This is a genomic window from Trinickia dabaoshanensis, assembly GCF_002879885.1.
GTDB classification, from domain to species: domain Bacteria; phylum Pseudomonadota; class Gammaproteobacteria; order Burkholderiales; family Burkholderiaceae; genus Trinickia; species Trinickia dabaoshanensis.
This window is the reverse complement of record NZ_PNYA01000012.1, coordinates 175052-192032: the sequence shown is the minus strand read 5'-3', so window position 1 is coordinate 192032 and position 16981 is coordinate 175052. Positions and strand designations below refer to the sequence as shown.

14 protein-coding genes are annotated in these 16981 nt (G+C 63.3%); 4 read left to right on the top strand and 10 right to left on the bottom strand.

The genetic code is table 11. The features are described from left to right. Nucleotides 1-12: 12 nt before the first annotated feature. The 4 genes from glmM to C0Z18_RS15250 all read right to left on the bottom strand — a co-directional run bounded on the left by glmM (nucleotide 13) and on the right by C0Z18_RS15250 (nucleotide 5216). Entirely contained in the window at nucleotides 13-1371 is a 1359-nt protein-coding gene (glmM, locus tag C0Z18_RS15265; protein ID WP_102646243.1) for a phosphoglucosamine mutase, read from the bottom strand. A gap of 59 nt (nucleotides 1372-1430) precedes the next feature. Continuing rightward, entirely contained in the window at nucleotides 1431-2246 is an 816-nt protein-coding gene (folP, locus tag C0Z18_RS15260) for a dihydropteroate synthase (RefSeq protein ID WP_102646275.1), read from the bottom strand. A 238-nt stretch (nucleotides 2247-2484) separates the two neighbouring features. Next, nucleotides 2485-4374 carry an ATP-dependent zinc metalloprotease FtsH gene (gene ftsH, locus C0Z18_RS15255; protein ID WP_102646274.1) on the bottom strand — a complete coding sequence of 630 codons (1890 nt, stop codon included), beginning with the start codon at nucleotides 4372-4374 and terminating at the stop codon, nucleotides 2485-2487. A gap of 179 nt (nucleotides 4375-4553) precedes the next feature. Next, complete coding sequence (locus tag C0Z18_RS15250) at nucleotides 4554-5216, bottom strand: RlmE family RNA methyltransferase (RefSeq protein WP_102646273.1); 663 nt, start codon at nucleotides 5214-5216, stop codon at nucleotides 4554-4556. Nucleotides 5217-5407: 191 nt separating this feature from the next. Between C0Z18_RS15250 and C0Z18_RS15245 the strand changes: the two genes are divergently transcribed. Then, nucleotides 5408-5956, top strand: coding sequence for a YhbY family RNA-binding protein (locus tag C0Z18_RS15245; RefSeq protein WP_102646242.1), 549 nt, complete (start codon nucleotides 5408-5410; stop codon nucleotides 5954-5956). A gap of 46 nt (nucleotides 5957-6002) precedes the next feature. Here C0Z18_RS15245 and C0Z18_RS15240 read toward each other — a convergent pair whose 3' ends face one another. The 6 genes from C0Z18_RS15240 to gloB all read right to left on the bottom strand — a co-directional run bounded on the left by C0Z18_RS15240 (nucleotide 6003) and on the right by gloB (nucleotide 14782). After that, nucleotides 6003-6494, bottom strand: a complete 492-nt coding sequence (locus C0Z18_RS15240; RefSeq protein ID WP_102646241.1) for a DUF4149 domain-containing protein — start codon at nucleotides 6492-6494, stop codon at nucleotides 6003-6005. A gap of 18 nt (nucleotides 6495-6512) precedes the next feature. Further along, nucleotides 6513-6989, bottom strand: coding sequence for a transcription elongation factor GreA (greA, locus tag C0Z18_RS15235; RefSeq protein ID WP_102646240.1), 477 nt, complete (start codon nucleotides 6987-6989; stop codon nucleotides 6513-6515). A 146-nt stretch (nucleotides 6990-7135) separates the two neighbouring features. Further along, nucleotides 7136-10390, bottom strand: coding sequence for a carbamoyl-phosphate synthase large subunit (gene carB, locus C0Z18_RS15230; RefSeq protein ID WP_102646239.1), 3255 nt, complete (start codon nucleotides 10388-10390; stop codon nucleotides 7136-7138). 84 nt (nucleotides 10391-10474) lie between these two features. Further along, on the bottom strand, nucleotides 10475-11623 hold the full coding sequence (gene carA, locus C0Z18_RS15225) for a glutamine-hydrolyzing carbamoyl-phosphate synthase small subunit (protein WP_102646238.1): 1149 nt from the start codon (nucleotides 11621-11623) through the stop codon (nucleotides 10475-10477). 562 nt (nucleotides 11624-12185) lie between these two features. Further along, nucleotides 12186-13838 (bottom strand): transglycosylase SLT domain-containing protein, encoded by a 1653-nt coding sequence (locus C0Z18_RS15220; protein WP_102646272.1) that lies wholly within the window; start codon nucleotides 13836-13838, stop codon nucleotides 12186-12188. A gap of 152 nt (nucleotides 13839-13990) precedes the next feature. After that, on the bottom strand, nucleotides 13991-14782 hold the full coding sequence (gene gloB / locus C0Z18_RS15215; protein WP_102646237.1) for a hydroxyacylglutathione hydrolase: 792 nt from the start codon (nucleotides 14780-14782) through the stop codon (nucleotides 13991-13993). Nucleotides 14783-14801: 19 nt separating this feature from the next. On the opposite strand from gloB, the gene C0Z18_RS15210 reads away from it, so the two are divergent. The 3 genes from C0Z18_RS15210 (at nucleotide 14802) to dnaQ (ending at nucleotide 16955) form a co-directional block, all read left to right on the top strand. Beyond that, a complete protein-coding gene (locus C0Z18_RS15210; protein ID WP_102646236.1) occupies nucleotides 14802-15647 on the top strand; it encodes a class I SAM-dependent methyltransferase in 846 nt (281 codons plus the stop codon). A gap of 1 nt (nucleotide 15648) precedes the next feature. Continuing rightward, entirely contained in the window at nucleotides 15649-16104 is a 456-nt protein-coding gene (gene rnhA, locus C0Z18_RS15205; RefSeq protein ID WP_102646235.1) for a ribonuclease HI, read from the top strand. Between the two features lie 92 nt (nucleotides 16105-16196). Beyond that, nucleotides 16197-16955, top strand: a complete 759-nt coding sequence (gene dnaQ, locus C0Z18_RS15200; RefSeq protein WP_102646234.1) for a DNA polymerase III subunit epsilon — start codon at nucleotides 16197-16199, stop codon at nucleotides 16953-16955. Nucleotides 16956-16981: the final 26 nt, after the last annotated feature.

The following is a 16981-nucleotide window of genomic DNA, read 5'->3' as shown; positions in this document are numbered from 1 at the left end:
TGTACGAATCGATCAGGACGTGGCTTGTTCGACGACCCTGGCGATCTCTTGCGCATGGCGCACGGCTGCGTCATGTTGACTCGCTTCCACCATCACGCGCAGCACGGGCTCGGTGCCCGAGGCACGGATCAGCACCCGGCCGCTGCCGTCGAGCGCACGCTCGGCATCGGCCACGGCCTCCTTGATCGCGGCGCTGCTCTTCCAATCGGCGCCCGCGCGCATCCGCACGTTGATGAGCTTTTGCGGGAACAGCGTAACGCCTTCGAGCAGTTCGGCGAGCGTGCGGCCGCTGCGCTTGATCGCGGCGAGCACGAGCAACGCCGACACGATCCCGTCGCCCGTGGTATGCCGATCGAGCGACAAGATGTGGCCCGAACCTTCGGCGCCCAGTTGCCAGCCCCGCTCGCGCAATTGCTCGAGCACATAGCGATCGCCGACGGCCGCACGCACGAACGGGACACCCTCGCGGGCAAGCGCCACTTCGACGGCCATGTTCGTCATCAACGTGCCGACCGCGCCCGGCACCTTGCCATCGGTGGACATGCGATCTTTGACGAGCACATACAGCAGCTCGTCGCCGTTGAAAAGACGGCCCGACGAATCGACGATCTGCAAGCGGTCGGCGTCGCCGTCGAGCGCGATCCCGAGGTCGGCACGGTTCGCTCGCACCGAGCGGATCAGCGCATCGGGCGCCGTCGCACCCACGCCGTCGTTGATGTTGAAACCGTTCGGCGCGACGCCGATCGGCACGATATCGGCGCCCAATTCGTGGAATACGTGCGGCGCAATGTCATAGGCGGCGCCATGCGCGCAATCCACGACGAGCTTCAGCCCGTGCAAGTCGAATGCCGCGGGGAACGTGCTTTTACAGAATTCGATGTAGCGCCCCGCCGCGTCGTCGAGCCGGCGCGCCTTGCCCAGTTGCTCCGAGGCCGCGCAGGCCAGCGGCTGTTCGAGCTGCGCTTCGATCTGCAATTCGACTTCGTCCGGCAGCTTATTGCCGTCGGCGCTGAAGAACTTGATGCCGTTGTCGTAGTAGGGATTGTGCGAAGCGCTGATGACGACGCCCGCCGCCAGGCGCAGCGCGCGCGTTAGATACGCGACACCGGGCGTGGGCATGGGCCCTGCCAGCATGACATCCACACCGGCTGCAGAAAAACCCGATTCGAGCGCGGCTTCGAGCATATAACCCGAGACGCGCGTGTCCTTGCCGATCAAGACGGTCGGCCGCGAGCCGGCTTTCGACCACCGATCTGCCTGCGCCAATACCTTGCCGGCCGCATACCCGAGCCGGAGCACGAAATCAGGCGTGATCGGGCTCTCGCCGACTTTGCCCCGAATACCGTCCGTACCGAAATAACGACGTGCCATTGTCCACTTCCCCCGCTTTCAAACGTATTGAATGATTGGCCGCGCACTCGCGCGTCGCCCTACCGCGCGCGCTCTTGCGCCTCGCGCACGGCCGCCCAGACCTTGAGCGCATCGACGGTTTCGGCCACGTCGTGCACGCGCACGATCGCCGCGCCGCGCTCAACCGCGCACACGGCCGCCGCCACGCTGGCCGCCACGCGCTCGGCCGGCGCCGCGCGTCCCGTCACCGCGCCCAGCATGGACTTGCGCGACATGCCCGCCAGAATCGGAAACGGCGCCTGGCCGGCCGCGGGCCCGGGAGCCGTATCGCGCAGGCGGGCAAGCAGCGCGTAGTTGTGCTCGCGCGTCGCTTTACCGAACCCGAACCCCGGGTCGACGCTGATGCGCGCCCGAGCTATCCCGGCTTGCATCAACGCTTCGACTCGCGCCTGTAGGAACGCACGCACGTCGGCCACCACATCCACATAATCCATCTCGGCGCGCTGCATCGTCTGCGGCTCTCCGAGCATATGCATGACGCATAGGCCGCAACGGCTGTCGCGCACGGCCTCGAGCGCACCGGGACGGCGAAAGCCCCAGATATCGTTGATGAGATCGGCCCCGGCGGCGAGCGCCGCACGCATGACTTCGGGCTTGTAGGTATCGATCGAGAGCGGGACGCCGGCGCCTACGAGCGCTTCGACGACGGGGACGACGCGCTCGAGCTCTTGATCGAGCGGTACGGGCGGCGCGCCGGGCCGCGTCGATTCGCCGCCGATGTCGATGATATCGACGCCCTCGGCCAGCATTTTCTCGGCTTGCCGCACGGCGGCGTCGCGAACGATATAGCGCCCGCCGTCGGAAAAGGAATCGGGCGTCACGTTGAGGATGCCCATCACGAGCGGGCGTTCGAAGCGCAGTGTGAAGCGCCCGCACACGAGCGGTTCGGGCAGCGCATCACGCGGGAGATCTGAAGTGGACACGGGACGGAGAAAACAGAAACGGCGCGAAGAGGAGCGATCAGGCGATGCGATGCGCGACCCACGAAAACCGTCAACCAAAGGGACCAAAAGGACCAAAAGGAACGGGCCGGTGCGGAGCACGCACCGGCCCGTCATCTCTATTTGCGCAACGTCACGCCGGAGCGGTGGCGCTACCCGGCCGTACCTCCGCGCCGGAGCTGCCCCCGCCGCCCGACGACGCGTCGGTAGCCGGCGCGCTCTTGGGCGAGCGCGGCGGACGCCCTTCCATGATGTCGTTGATTTGGTCGGCGTCGATCGTCTCCCATTCCATCAACGCAGCGGTCATCGCCTCGACCTTATCGCGGTTTTCGTCGAGCAGACGCCGCGCCAAGTTGTACTGATCGTCGAGCAGGCGACGGATCTCGGCATCGACCTTTTGCTGAGTGGCTTCGGAGATCGTACGCGTGAACCCGCGGCCGAACGGCGACGCATCGTTCTCGTCGTCGACATAAACCATCGGCCCCAGGGCATCGGTCATACCGAAACGAGCCACCATCGCACGCGCCGTTTGCGTCGCTTTGTTGAAGTCGTCCGAGGCGCCCGTGCTCACGAGGTTCAGGAACAGCTCTTCGGCAACGCGGCCGCCGAACAAGATGGCCAGCCGATCGAGCAGATACTCCTTCGAGTACGTTTCGTTGTCGTGCTCGGGCAACTGCCAGGTCACGCCCAGTGCACGGCCGCGCGGGATGATCGTGACCTTGTGAACCGGATCGGCCTTCGGCAACAGCTTGGCGACCACTGCGTGCCCGGACTCGTGATAGGCCGTGGCGCGCTTCGCGTCTTCCCGGATGACGGCCGACTTGCGCTCCGGACCCATGAAGATCTTGTCCTTCGCGTCTTCGAAATCGAGCATTTCGACGATACGCTTACCGCGGCGGGCCGCGAACAGCGCCGCCTCGTTCACGAGGTTCGCCAAATCGGCGCCCGAGAAGCCCGGCGTGCCACGCGCGATGACCGACGCATCGACGTCGTTTGCGATCGGCACCTTGCGCAGGTGAACCTTCAGGATTTGCTCGCGGCCGCGGATGTCGGGCAGGCCGACATAGACTTGGCGGTCGAAGCGGCCCGGACGCAAGAGCGCCTTATCGAGCACGTCGGAACGGTTCGTGGCCGCAATGACGATCACACCCGAGTTGGCCTCGAAGCCGTCCATCTCGACGAGCATTTGGTTCAGCGTCTGCTCGCGTTCGTCGTTGCCACCGCCCATCCCCGCACCGCGATGACGGCCGACCGCGTCGATTTCGTCGATGAACACGATGCACGGGGCGTGCTTTTTCGCCTGCTCGAACATGTCGCGCACGCGCGCGGCGCCCACGCCGACGAACATTTCCACGAAGTCGGAGCCCGAGATGCTGAAGAACGGCACCTTCGCTTCGCCCGCGATGGCGCGTGCGAGCAACGTTTTACCGGTACCCGGGGGGCCGACGAGCAGCACGCCGCGTGGGATGCGCCCACCCAGCTTCTGAAACTTTTGCGGATCGCGCAGGAAATCGACGAGTTCGGAGACTTCCTCCTTCGCTTCGTCGCACCCGGCGACATCGGTGAAATTGATCGCGTTGTTGTTTTCGTCGATGAGGCGCGCGCGCGATTTACCGAACGAGAAGGCGCCGCCTTTGCCGCCCCCTTGCATCTGCCGCATCATGTAGAACCAGAACCCGATGATCAGTATCGTCGGTCCCAAGTAGTACAGCGCCGATACCAGTGCGCTCGGCTCCTCGTCAGCCTTGCCGCTCACTTGGACGCCGTACTTCATCAAATCGCCGACCATCCAGATGTCGCCCGGCGACACGATCTGATATTTTTGACCGTCCGCGGGAGTGACCGTCAGATTACGGCCCTGCACCACGACGTTCTTGATTTTGCCCAGCTTGGCGTCGTCCATGAACTGCGAGTACGAAACGCCTTCCTGGACTCGGGGCTTGTCGAACTGCTTGAACACCGTAAACAGTACCAGTGCGATCACCAACCACACTGCTACCTTCGAAAACATATTGTTGTTCAAAGCCCACTCCTTCCTCATAGACGGGTGCCTACATTTTCCTTGCGGCACCACGAAAGCATTCTAATCCAGTCGGCAAGCCCCTGCCATAACGTTTCGCTACCGTGAAAATAGCGTTTCGTGGCGGGCCATCGGCATTTTTTAGCGCAATGACCGGGGCCTTGGCCGACCGATCGGGCCCCTTACCCGGGCCGCTTCAAAAACTTGCCCAAGATGAACGTTTCGGCCGATTTGTCCCGCGACGCCTTGGGCTTGCGCGCGGCTACGGTCTTGAACTGACGCTTGAACTTCTCCACGATCTGGCTGTAGCCGCTGCCGTGAAAACATTTCACCAGCAAGGCGCCTTCCGGCTTCAAATGCGCCTGTGAGAATTCGAGTGCGAGATCGCAAATATGTTCGATCCGCGCCGCATCGGCCACGGCCACGCCGGACAGATTGGGCGCCATGTCGGAAATTACAAGGTCGACGCGCCGGTCGCCGACAACTTCTTCCAATTGCGCAAGCACACTGTCTTCCCGGAAGTCGCCTTGGATGAAATGCACGTCGGCGACCGGTTCCATCGGAAGAATATCGAGAGCGATGATCGTGCCGTCGATCCCGCCCTCGCGCTCGGCACCGCGCTTCGCGCCCTGTGCCAGCTTGTTGCGCACGTACTGGCTCCAGCTCCCGGGCGCCGAGCCGAGATCGACGATGACCTGCCCCGGCCGGATGAGCTTGTCTTGCTCGTCGATTTCCTTGAGCTTGTAAGCGGCGCGCGCGCGATAACCCTCACGCTGCGCAAGCTTGACGTAAGGATCGTTGATGTGATCGTGCAACCACGATTGATTGAAGCGGTTTTTTGCCATCGAAAAGGAATCTATTACTACGTCGGGCCGCACTTTTAGCGGATAATACGCGTTTTGCCGGCGCGCCGTCCGGTGTTGCCGGCCCGGAGCTTGGCCGCTCGGATCGATCGCGGTTCGGCCGCGGTTTGGCCGCATCGGCCACGCGTCCATGGCGCGGCCGTCCCTATTTTAGTCGAGTCGTTCTCCGTCCTATGCCTGCCCTCAAAGTCTCCCCTGCCCAGCGCGCCGACTTGCGCTCCCAAGCCCATGCGCTCAAACCGGTCGTCCTGATCGGGGCCGAAGGGCTGACCGACGCCGTGCTGGCCGAAATCAAGGTCCACCTCGCGGCACACGAGCTCATCAAGATTCGCGTGTTCGGCGACGAACGCGACGAGCGCATCGCCATTTACGACGCCATCTGCGACCAACTGGACGCCGCGCCGATCCAGCACATCGGTAAGCTGCTCGTGATCTGGAAACCGGAGGCGGACCAAGCACCGGCCCCCGCGCGCAAGAGCGGCGGCGCAAAGAGCCGAACCGCAATGCCCACCGCACGCGAAGCCGCGGCCGATACGGGCAAGCGCGGCGCCGCACCGCGCGTCGTCAAGGTCGTCAAGCAATCCCCCACCGACACGATCCGGCGTCCGAAGCCGCAAAAAGTACGCGTGCTCGGCAACGAGCGCGTGACCGCGGGCGGCTCCGTCAAGCGCGCGAAAAAGCGTCAAACGAGCGCGAAGCGCCAGCACCAAACGTCGAAGTAAGCCAAGCGCCGCCTATACGCGGCGCTCATGGGCGCTCAGGGGCCGGTCAAGCCGGCCTCGTTCCCGGCACAGGGGCGACGCCCGCCGGCAAGAGCCACATCAACGCTAGGCCGAGCAGCGTTTCGACGACGTAAAACAGCGTCGAAATACCATGCAGCATCCCGAAGCGCGCCGCGTACACCGAATTCGCAAGGTCGATCCCCGCCGCGCGCGCCTGCACTCGCAGGGCATCCATGAACGGCTGCAATCCGAAATAGCCGATCAGCACGCACAGCAGCATGCCGACGACGAGCCATCGCAGCTTGCGATAGTCGGAAGCACCGCGCCGCACCAACACGTTGCAGAGTGTTAGCGACAATATGCCGCATGCCACCCCGATGAACGCCTCGAACCGAAACAAACGCGCCGCGACATCGCCGGCTACCGAGCGTTCGAGCGTCGCAAACAGCGTGGGCGCGACGAGATAACCGATCGTCAGCGCGCTGCCCACCCAAATCAGGACGAGCAGCCGAAATACGCGATGGGGAACGGGAGACACGGGACGCGATCTCGACCGTTAGACGTACCGCACGGAGATGATTTCGTACTCGCGTACGCCACCGGGCGCTTGCACCGCGGCCACGTCGCCTTCGAACTTGCCGATCAACGCGCGCGCGATCGGCGAGCTGACGGAAATGAGGCCATGGTCGAGGTCGGCTTCGTCGTCGCCGACGATCTGATACGTCACCTTCTTACCCGAGTCGAGGTCTTCGAGTTCGACCGTCGCCGCGAAAACCACGCGGCCTTCCGCGTCGAGCGCGGACGGATCGATCACTTGCGCGGCGGCCAGCTTCGATTCGATTTCGGCAATGCGCCCTTCGATGAAGCCCTGTTTTTCCTTCGCGGCATCGTATTCGGCGTTTTCCGACAAATCGCCCTGCGCCCGCGCTTCGGCGATCGAATTGATGACGGACGGGCGCTCAACGGACTTCAAGCGCTGGAGTTCGTCGCGCAGTTGATCGGCGCCCCGCTTCGTCAAGGGAATCGTGCTCATAGACAGATCAGTAAACAAAAAACGGCAATAAAAAAGCACCGCGGTTAAGTGCATCCCGCCTTATGAACGACTTCGACAGGACGCCGCTTAACCGCGGCATGGTGGGGTTGTGATGCGACCCCAGCTTGGATGGTGTAATCGAACGATTAGTTTAGGCGAGCATGAAGCCCTTGTAAATCATAGACTTCCAAGTTCTTCAGGTAACGCAAGCCTTCGACGGCCGCGCGCGCGCCCGACATCGTCGTGTAGTAGGTCACCTTGTTCGCCTGCGCGCTCATGCGAATCGAACGCGAATCGGCGATCGCCGCGCGCGTTTCGTCGACCGTCGTGAACACGAGCGCGATCTCGCCGTTCTTGATCATATCGACGATGTGCGGACGGCCGTCCTTCACCTTGTTGACGACCTTCACCGGCACGCCGGCGGCGGCGATCGCGGCCGCGGTACCCTTCGTTGCGACGAGCGGGTACCCGAGCTCATGCAACATGGCTGCCACTTCGACGGCCTTCGCCTTGTCGGCGTCCATCACCGTCAACAGCACGGTGCCCGATTCGGGCAGGCGCGAACCGGCCGCGAGCTGCGACTTGAACAGCGCCTCGCCGAACGTTTGGCCCACGCCCATGACTTCGCCCGTGGAGCGCATTTCAGGCCCCAGCACCGGATCGACGCTCGGGAATTTCACGAACGGGAAGACCGCTTCCTTGACGCTGAAATACGGCGGCTCGACTTCCTTCGCAACCTTTTGCTCGCTCAGCGATTGACCGACCATCGCACGCGCCGCGATCTTCGCGAGCGGCAAACCCGTTGCCTTCGACACGTACGGCACCGTGCGCGATGCGCGCGGGTTCACTTCGAGCACGTAAATGATGTCGTCCACGTTGCCGCTTTCGCCGCGCACTTGCTGAATCGCGAATTGCACGTTCATCAGGCCGACGACGTTAAGGGCCTTCGCCATGGCCGCCGTCTGACGCTTGAGTTCCGCCACCGTCGATTTCGACAGCGAGTACGGCGGCAGCGAGCATGCCGAGTCGCCCGAGTGAACGCCGGCTTGCTCGATGTGCTCCATCACGCCGCCGATGAACACGTCCTTGCCGTCGGAGATGCAGTCGACGTCGCATTCGATCGCATCGTTCAAGAACCGATCGAGCAACACGGGGGAATCGTTCGACACCTTCACGGCCTCGCGCATATAGCGCTCGAGATCGCGCGGCTCATGCACGATTTCCATCGCGCGGCCGCCCAGCACGTACGAAGGACGCACGACGAGCGGGTAGCCGATTTCGTCGGCCAGCGCGAGAGCCTCGCTTTCCGCGCGGGCAGTCCGGTTCGGCGGCTGACGCAGACCGAGCTCTTGCAGCAGCTTTTGGAAGCGCTCGCGATCCTCGGCCGCATCGATCATGTCGGGCGACGTGCCGACGATGGGCACCCCGTTCGCTTCCAAATCGAGCGCCAGCTTCAGCGGCGTTTGGCCGCCGTATTGCACGATCACGCCGAGCGGCTTTTCCTTGTCGACGATTTCGAGCACGTCTTCGAGCGTCAGCGGCTCGAAATAGAGACGATCGGACGTATCGTAGTCGGTCGAGACGGTTTCGGGGTTGCAGTTGACCATGATCGTTTCATAGCCGTCCTCGCGCATCGCGAGCGCCGCATGCACGCAGCAGTAGTCGAACTCGATGCCCTGCCCGATCCGGTTCGGTCCACCGCCGAGCACCATGATCTTCTTGTTCGACGTAGGCTGCGCCTCGCACTCTTCCTCGTAAGTCGAGTACATGTAGGCCGTTTTCGTGGCGAATTCGGCCGCGCAGGTATCCACGCGCTTGTAGACTGGACGAACGTTCAACTCGATACGGCGGGCGCGCACCTCGGCCGCGCTCGCGGCGAGCAGCTTGGCCAGCCGGCGATCGGAAAAGCCGCTGCGCTTCAGGAACAAGAGTTCCTCGGTCGACAGGCTCGCGAGGGTGCGGCCGGCCAATTGCTTTTCCGTGTTCACGATCTCTTCGATCTGAGCGAGGAACCACGGATCGATCGCCGTCTCCTCGAACACTTCCTCGAGCGACATGCCGAGGCGGAACGCATCGCCGACGTACCAAATGCGCTCGGGGCCGGCTTCCCCGATCTCGCGCACGACTTCGTCGCGGTCGAGCGTCTTTTCATCGAGGCCGTCCACGCCGACTTCGAGACCGCGCAGTGCCTTTTGGAACGATTCCTTGAACGTACGGCCGATCGCCATCACTTCGCCGACCGACTTCATCTGCGTCGTCAGGCGCGAATCGGCTTCGCGGAATTTCTCGAACGCGAAGCGCGGAATCTTGGTGACGACGTAGTCGATCGTCGGCTCGAACGATGCCGGCGTTTGACCGCCCGTGATCTCGTTCTTGAGTTCGTCGAGCGTGTAGCCGCAAGCGAGCTTGGCCGCGACTTTGGCGATCGGAAAGCCCGTGGCTTTCGACGCGAGCGCCGACGAACGCGAGACGCGCGGGTTCATTTCGATGACGATGATGCGGCCGTCGCGCGGATTGATCGCGAACTGCACGTTCGAACCGCCCGTATCGACGCCGATCTCGCGCAGCACGGCGAGCGAAGCGTTACGCAGCAGCTGGTATTCCTTGTCCGTCAGCGTTTGCGCCGGCGCGACCGTGATCGAATCGCCCGTGTGGATACCCATCGGGTCCAAGTTTTCGATCGAGCAGACGATGATGCAGTTGTCGGCGCGATCGCGCACGACTTCCATCTCGTACTCTTTCCAGCCGAGCAGCGACTCTTCGATCAGCAGCTCGCGCGTGGGCGACAGATCGAGCCCGCGGCGGCAGATTTCCTCGAATTCTTGCCGGTTATAGGCGATGCCGCCGCCCGAGCCGCCCAGCGTGAACGACGGACGGATGACGACCGGGTAACCGGGGCCGCCCGTTTGCGCCGTGATGTCGGCGTGCACCTTGAGCGCTTCTTCCATCGAGTGCGCGGTGCCCGACTTCGCCGAGCCGAGCCCGATCTTCGTCATCGCGTCTTTGAACTTCTGGCGATCCTCGGCCTTGTCGATCGCCTCGGGCGACGCGCCGATCAGCTCGACGCCGTACTTGGTCAGCACGCCGTGGTGATGCAGATCGAGCGCGCAATTGAGCGCCGTTTGGCCGCCCATCGTCGGCAAGATCGCGTCGGGGCGCTCTTTCTCGATGATGCGCTCGACGACTTCCCACGTGATCGGCTCGATATAGGTGACGTCGGCCGTGTTCGGGTCGGTCATGATCGTCGCCGGATTGCTGTTGACGAGGATGACCTTGTAGCCCTCCTCACGCAGCGCCTTGCATGCTTGCGCGCCCGAGTAGTCGAACTCGCAGGCCTGGCCGATGATGATCGGACCCGCGCCGATGATGAGGATGCTTTTGATGTCTGTCCGCTTGGGCATAACGCTCTCGCTAATGTCTTTCGTCTTTCTGATGTCTTCGATGGGCGGGCGGCGGCGCGTCGCGCGCGCCGCGGCGCTTTGGAATCACGCGGCCGCGTTGCCGCGCTTGGCGTCCATCAGCGCCGTGAACCGATCGAACAGGTAGCCGATATCGTGCGGCCCCGGCGACGCTTCGGGGTGGCCCTGGAAGCAGAACGCCGGCTTGTCCGTCAGCTCGAAGCCTTGCAGCGTGCCGTCGAAAAGCGAGATGTGCGTGACGCGCGCGTTCGCGGGCAGCGTGCTCGCGTCGACGGCGAACCCGTGGTTTTGCGACGTGATGACGACGCGGCCGTCGGCCAGATCCTTGACCGGGTGATTCGCGCCGTGGTGACCCGTCTTCATCTTGACCGTCTTCGCGCCGACCGCGAGGCCCATGATCTGGTGCCCCAGGCAAATGCCGAACGTGGGAATACCGCGCTCGATGAATTCCTTGGTTGCCGCGATCGCGTAGTCGCAAGGCTCGGGATCGCCCGGGCCGTTCGAGAGGAATACGCCATCGGGATTGAGCGCGAGTGCTTCGGCCGCGCTCGCTTGGGCCGGCAGCACCGTGACATGGCAGCCGCGCTCGGCCAGCATGCGCAAGATGTTGTATTTGACGCCGTAGTCGAACGCGACGACGCGGTATTTCGGCGTGCGTTGCGCGCCGAAGCCCGAACCCAAACGCCACTCCGTCTGCGTCCACTCGTACGGCTTAGCCGTGCTGACGACTTTGGCGAGATCCATGCCCGCCAAGCCCGGGAACGAGCGAGCCAGTTCGACGGCCTTCGCTTCGTCCGTGCTGCCGGCCAGGATGCAACCGTTTTGCGCGCCCTTGTCGCGCAAGATGCGCGTGAGACGGCGCGTATCGATGCCGGCGATCGCCACGACGTTTTCGGCTTGCAAGTACTCGCCGAGCGTACGTTGCATGCGGAAGTTCGACGCGCGCGCAGGCAGATCGCGTACGATCAAGCCGGCCGCGTGGACCTTGGTCGACTCGACGTCCTCGGCATTCACGCCGACGTTGCCGATGTGGGGGTAGGTCAGCGTGACGATCTGGCGTGCGTAGCTCGGATCGGTCAGGATCTCTTGGTAACCGGTGATCGCGGTATTGAACACGACTTCGCCGATGGTATGACCAGCCGCGCCGATGGCATAGCCGCGAAAAATCGTGCCGTCGGCGAGTGCAAGCAGAGCGGGAGGAAAAGACGGCAACACGGGGAAGCTCCTTCAGGAACACCCTGGTGCCGACCTGTTTATCCGACCACGCGAACGTTCGTGGCAATCGTCGCGCTCGCTTTCGACTCGGCGAAAGCAGGCGGCGTGGCACGAACTCGCACGCTGCTGCGACGACTTGAACGAGGCTCGAGGCTTCGATCCGTTGACCGGACGGGCTCGGCGGCACTCGCTCGCGATGACGGCGCGCGGCGGATGAACGGGATGGAAGAGGTAGGCGCTAGGGTGCGGGTTGGATAGTGCAAACTTTTCGATTATAGCCGGAAATGCCCCTTCCCCACAATCGGAAGTCGCCTCGACGCGGAGGAAGATAGCCGCGTGCGCGGCTTGCCGACGGGCACGAAGACGATCCTACACCTGCCGATATGCGCCGCAACTCGGGCCGACCCGCGTGCTCCCGCCCCCCCTATCCTGCTCTCACCTCCGAATGAACCCACGAATGAAAACGCCGTCGCGGCTTGGGCGACGGCGTGATCGAGAAGCTACTGAAAAACTAGCATAAGCGCTCGTCTGTCGATCGGCCTGATGCCGATCGCCGCGGCGCTTACGATTTCGACTTCGACTTGCTCTCGCTCTTGTCGTGGGAATCCGCGACCTTCGATGTCTTTTGCGCGGGCTTCGACGCGGCGACGCTGTGCCGCGCCGGCTTGGCGCTATGCGCGGCCGTCTTGCCGATCGTCGCTCGAACGCGGCCCCTGCCTGCCTTCTCGCGACGCGAGGGCTTCGCTTCCGCTGCGCGGGCATCGACACGCTCGACCTTCGCACCATCGGGGATCGCCGTCGCGATCTTTTGCGGACCCGGCTCGGACGGCACCGCGGTGCCCACCGGCACGTGCAGCACGATGACCTGCCCCGGCATCGCCATCGAGCGATGGGTTCTGTTCCAAGCTCTGAGTTGGCCGATCGATACGTGATAACGCTCGGCGATCGCGGCCATCGTCTGCTTGCGGCGCACGCGGATCAGCATCTTGCGCGTGTCCGGGACGTCCGGTTCCATCGCGAGGACGGCGCTCTCGGCCACGTCGGCACTGATGTCCTCGTCATCGTCGTCGCCGCGCGGGACCACGAGCGTCGAACCGGGTTTGAGGCGCATCCCCGCCGGGATTTTGTTGACCGACATCAGCGTTTGCGGATCGACGCCGATTTTCTCGGCCAGCGCTTGCGGGCGCGTGCGCTCGGTCACCGTATACGTGGTCCAGGACGACAATTGCCCGGCGTAGGCCTTCAGATTGTGCTCGAACGCGCTCGCGTTATCGAACGGCAGCAGAATCTGCGGTTCGGTCGCCCCGACGATGACGGGCTTTTTGAACGAAGGATTGAGCGCACGGAACTCGTCCGGCGTCATGTTCGCGAGCTTGGCGGCCACTTCGACGTCGATATCGTGCGAAGTCGTCACCGTCACGAAATATGGGTGGTTCGGAATCGAGGGCAGGGTCAGGCCGTAAACTTGCGGATTCGTCACGATGTTCTTGACGGCCTGCAGTTTCGGCACATAGTTGCGCGTTTCGTTGGGCATGCGCAGGCTCTCGTAATCGGTCGGCAAGCCGGCCGCCTGATTACGGGCGATCGCCCGCTGCACATTGCCCTCGCCCCAGTTATAAGCAGCGAGCGCGAGATACCAATCGCCGAACATATCGTGCAGGCGCGAGAGATAGTCGAGCGCCGCGCCGGTGGACGCCATCACATCGCGCCGCTCGTCCAGCCACATGTTCTGCTTCAGGTTGTAGGTGCGCCCGGTACCGGGGACGAATTGCCACATGCCGGCCGCTTTCGCGACCGAGAGCGCCTGCGGGTTGTAGGCCGATTCGATGAACGGCAACAGCGCCAGCTCGGTCGGCATGTGCCGCGACTCGAGTTCCTCGACGATGTAGTAGAGGTACTTTTGCGAGCGCTCCGTCATGCGCTGGACGTAGTCGGGACGCTGCGCATACCAATTGGCCTGCATATCGACCAAGTCGTTGTGCAGGTCGGGCATTTGGAATCCGCGGCGGATACGCGCCCACAGGTCCGAGTCCGCTGTCGTCAACTGCTCGACGGAGCTCTTGTCGACGTCGATGGTTTGCTTGGCGGCGGTAACGCGCAGGGTATCGGTGGCGGTGCTCGGATTGGATGCGTCGGAGGCCGGAGGCGCCGTCGGTCCTTGACTTGCGCAGGCGGCAAGCGTCAAAACCAACAGTGCACTGAATATAAATCGCATGAACGTCTGCTCTTCCAAAGCTGGAAATTGCAGGCGATAGTACGAAAGCGCACCGGCTACGTCAACAGAAACTGATAAAAAAACCAGTCAAATCCATAACTTGCCGCATTTTTTCGAAGCATCGAACGAAATTTGCGCCGCGTGCAAAGCCTCTAACGAAAACGATTTTTCCATTCGCGCATCAGGGTAAAGGATGCGAGCCGATCCGGAACCGTTTCGTGTAATTGTTCGCCAAGGGCTTTGACGACCGCGGGATCGTCCGATCGAAGGAACGGATTGACGGCGCGCTCGTGTGCGATCGTCGTGGGAAGCGTAGGCACGTCCCGCGCGCGCATCGCCGCGGCCTCGTCATGCCATTGGCGCAACCGCGCGTTCTCCGGATCGCAAGCGAGCGCAAACCGAATGTTCGACAGCGTGTATTCGTGTGCACAATGCACCTGCGTTTCGCCCGGCAGCGCGGCCAAGGCGTCGAGCGACGCGAGCATTTGCGGCGGCGTGCCTTCGAACAGCCGCCCGCAGCCGCAGGCGAAAAGCGTATCGCCACAGAAAACGTGCGGTACGCCGGGCGCCTCGCCGGCCTCGAAATAAGCGATATGGCCGCGCGTGTGCCCCGGCACGTCGAGCACGTCCAATTCGAGATGCGGCGCGGAAATCGTCACGCGATCGCCGCCGGCCAGGGGATGCGTGACGACGGGAATGGCTTCCGCCGCGGGGCCGTAGACGGGGATAGGGGTATCGCCTATGAGCTCGGCTACACCGCCGACATGGTCGGCGTGATGGTGCGTGAGTAAAATAGCGGCGAGTCGCCAGCCCCGCTTAGCGAGATACGCCCTGACGGGGGCGGCTTCGCCCGGGTCGACGGCGACGGCATCGCGCCCGTCCGATACGAGCCAGATGTAGTTGTCCGCAAACGCCGGCACCGGCACGTATTCGAGCGTATTCATAGGCGACGCACCCACCACGATGTCAGATCGACCGATTATAGACTGGCCTGCTTGGACGGCTTCGCCGCCTGGGCGTTATGTACTCGACTGGGAACAGGCCCAGCTCGACAGCGTCGTGTCGAACGTGTTCGGCTACCACGCGCTGCAACTCGGCCTGCCGCAGCTCGACGCGCTGCGCGAGAACCGCATGCCCTCGCGCGCGCTCGTCCTCGACGCGGCGAGCGGGGCGAGCGCGCCGTTCACTTACCCGCCTCGCTGGCGGGAGAGCGCCGTAATCGGGCCCGGAGGCGTTGCCGGGCTCGACGACCGCTACGGCCCCGCCGCGCGCACGACGCTTTGGTGCGATTTACTCGATTTACCGTTCGAGGCGCAAAGCGTAGATTTGCTGGTCATGCCACACACGCTCGAATTCACGCGCGACCCGCACCGGCTGCTGCGCGAGGCCGAGCGCGTATTGATGCCGGAAGGTCAACTCGTCATCCTCGGGTTCAATTCGCTGAGCTTGTGGGGGGCGCGCCAGGCGTTCGGCAAAATGACCGGGCGCCCGTTCGTGCCGGCCGCACAAGACCTGATCGCCTTTACGCGGATCAAGGATTGGCTCAAGTTGCTCGGATTCGAGCTTGAACGCGGACGCTTCGGCTGCTATCGTCCGCCCCTCGCTCACGAAAACTGGCTAACGCGATTCGCCTTCATGGAGGAGGCCGGAGATCGATGGTGGCCCATTTTCGGCGCGGCTTACATGGTGACGGCGGTCAAGCGCGTGCGCGGCATGCGGCTCGTCGGCGCGATCAAAGCGAAGAAGCCCGTGTTGGCGCCGGGCCTTGCGCCCGCCGCGACGCACAAAACCCCTAACCCGAGAATATGACGTGACTGAAGCAACGCCCGAGTTCATCGAGATCTTTACCGACGGCGCCTGCAAGGGCAACCCGGGCCCCGGCGGCTGGGGCGCCCTCCTGCGTTACGGCACGCAGGAAAAAGAACTTTTCGGCGGAGAGGCGAATACGACGAACAACCGCATGGAAATCATGGCGGTGATCGCGGCGCTCGAGGCGTTGAAGCGGCCGTGCAAAGCCGTCGTCCATACCGACTCGCAATACGTGCAAAAAGGCATCAGCGAGTGGATTCACGGTTGGAAAAAGAAGAACTGGATGACGGCGGCCAAGACGCCCGTCAAGAACGCCGATCTTTGGAAGCGGCTGGACGAACTCGCGGCCCTGCACCAGATCGAATGGCGCTGGGTCAAGGGGCACGCCGGCCATCCCGAAAACGAACGCGCCGATGCGCTCGCCAACCGCGGCGTGAGCGCGCTGGCGGAAAGCTGAGCGTTCGCCGGGATTTGCCGGGGTTCGTTTGATTGGCGCGACGCATCGCTCGCCGCGCCGCTTTGCACTGCTTATAGACGAGATATACGAATATGCGTCAAATCGTTCTCGACACGGAAACCACAGGTCTTAACGCACGAACGGGCGACCGCATCATCGAAATCGGTTGCGTGGAACTCGTGAACCGGCGGCTCACGGGCAACAATCTGCACTTCTACATCAACCCCGAGCGCGACAGCGATCCCGGGGCACTCGCGGTGCACGGCTTGACGACCGAGTTTTTGAGCGACAAGCCGAAGTTCGCCGAGATTTCCGACGCGTTGCGCGATTACTTGCGCGATGCGGAACTCATCATTCACAACGCACCGTTCGACTTGGGCTTTCTCGAAGCCGAATTCGCCCTGCTCCGGTTACCGCCCTTTCGCGAACACTATGCGGGCGTGATCGATACGCTCGTGCAGGCGAAAGCGATGTTCCCGGGCAAGCGCAACTCGCTCGATGCGCTGTGCGACCGCTTCGGGATCAGCAACGCGCACCGGACGCTGCACGGCGCATTGCTCGACTCGGAACTACTGGCCGAGGTGTATCTGGCGATGACGCGCGGGCAGGAAAGCCTCGTCATCGACATGCTGGGCGAAGCCGCAACAACGGAAGCTGCCTCGGCGGCCGCGGGCAAAGCGATGTCGCTCGCGGGCCTGGCGCTGCCGGTGCTTGCCGCCGACGAGACGGAGCTACAAGCGCATGAGGCCGTGCTCAACGATCTGGATAAGGCGATGAAAGGCACGAGCATATGGCGTCGAGAACCGGCGCCCGAAACCGCCGCTGATGCGGCCGATGTGCAGGCCGCATAAAAAACGCTTTACTAGCGGAAAACGTT

Excerpts from the sequence above, each read along its gene's own strand:
- C0Z18_RS15220 (WP_102646272.1), bottom strand. The coding sequence starts at position 13,838 with ATGCGATTTATATTCAGTGCACTGTTGGTTTTGACGCTTGCCGCCTGC.
- dnaQ (WP_102646234.1), top strand. The coding sequence starts at position 16,197 with ATGCGTCAAATCGTTCTCGACACGGAAACCACAGGTCTTAACGCACGA.
- gloB (WP_102646237.1), bottom strand. The coding sequence starts at position 14,782 with ATGAATACGCTCGAATACGTGCCGGTGCCGGCGTTTGCGGACAACTAC.
- glmM (WP_102646243.1), bottom strand. The coding sequence starts at position 1,371 with ATGGCACGTCGTTATTTCGGTACGGACGGTATTCGGGGCAAAGTCGGC.
- carB (WP_102646239.1), bottom strand. The coding sequence starts at position 10,390 with ATGCCCAAGCGGACAGACATCAAAAGCATCCTCATCATCGGCGCGGGT.
- C0Z18_RS15250 (WP_102646273.1), bottom strand. The coding sequence starts at position 5,216 with ATGGCAAAAAACCGCTTCAATCAATCGTGGTTGCACGATCACATCAAC.
- C0Z18_RS15210 (WP_102646236.1), top strand. The coding sequence starts at position 14,802 with ATGTCAGATCGACCGATTATAGACTGGCCTGCTTGGACGGCTTCGCCG.
- C0Z18_RS15245 (WP_102646242.1), top strand. The coding sequence starts at position 5,408 with ATGCCTGCCCTCAAAGTCTCCCCTGCCCAGCGCGCCGACTTGCGCTCC.
- greA (WP_102646240.1), bottom strand. The coding sequence starts at position 6,989 with ATGAGCACGATTCCCTTGACGAAGCGGGGCGCCGATCAACTGCGCGAC.
- folP (WP_102646275.1), bottom strand. The coding sequence starts at position 2,246 with ATGGGCATCCTCAACGTGACGCCCGATTCCTTTTCCGACGGCGGGCGC.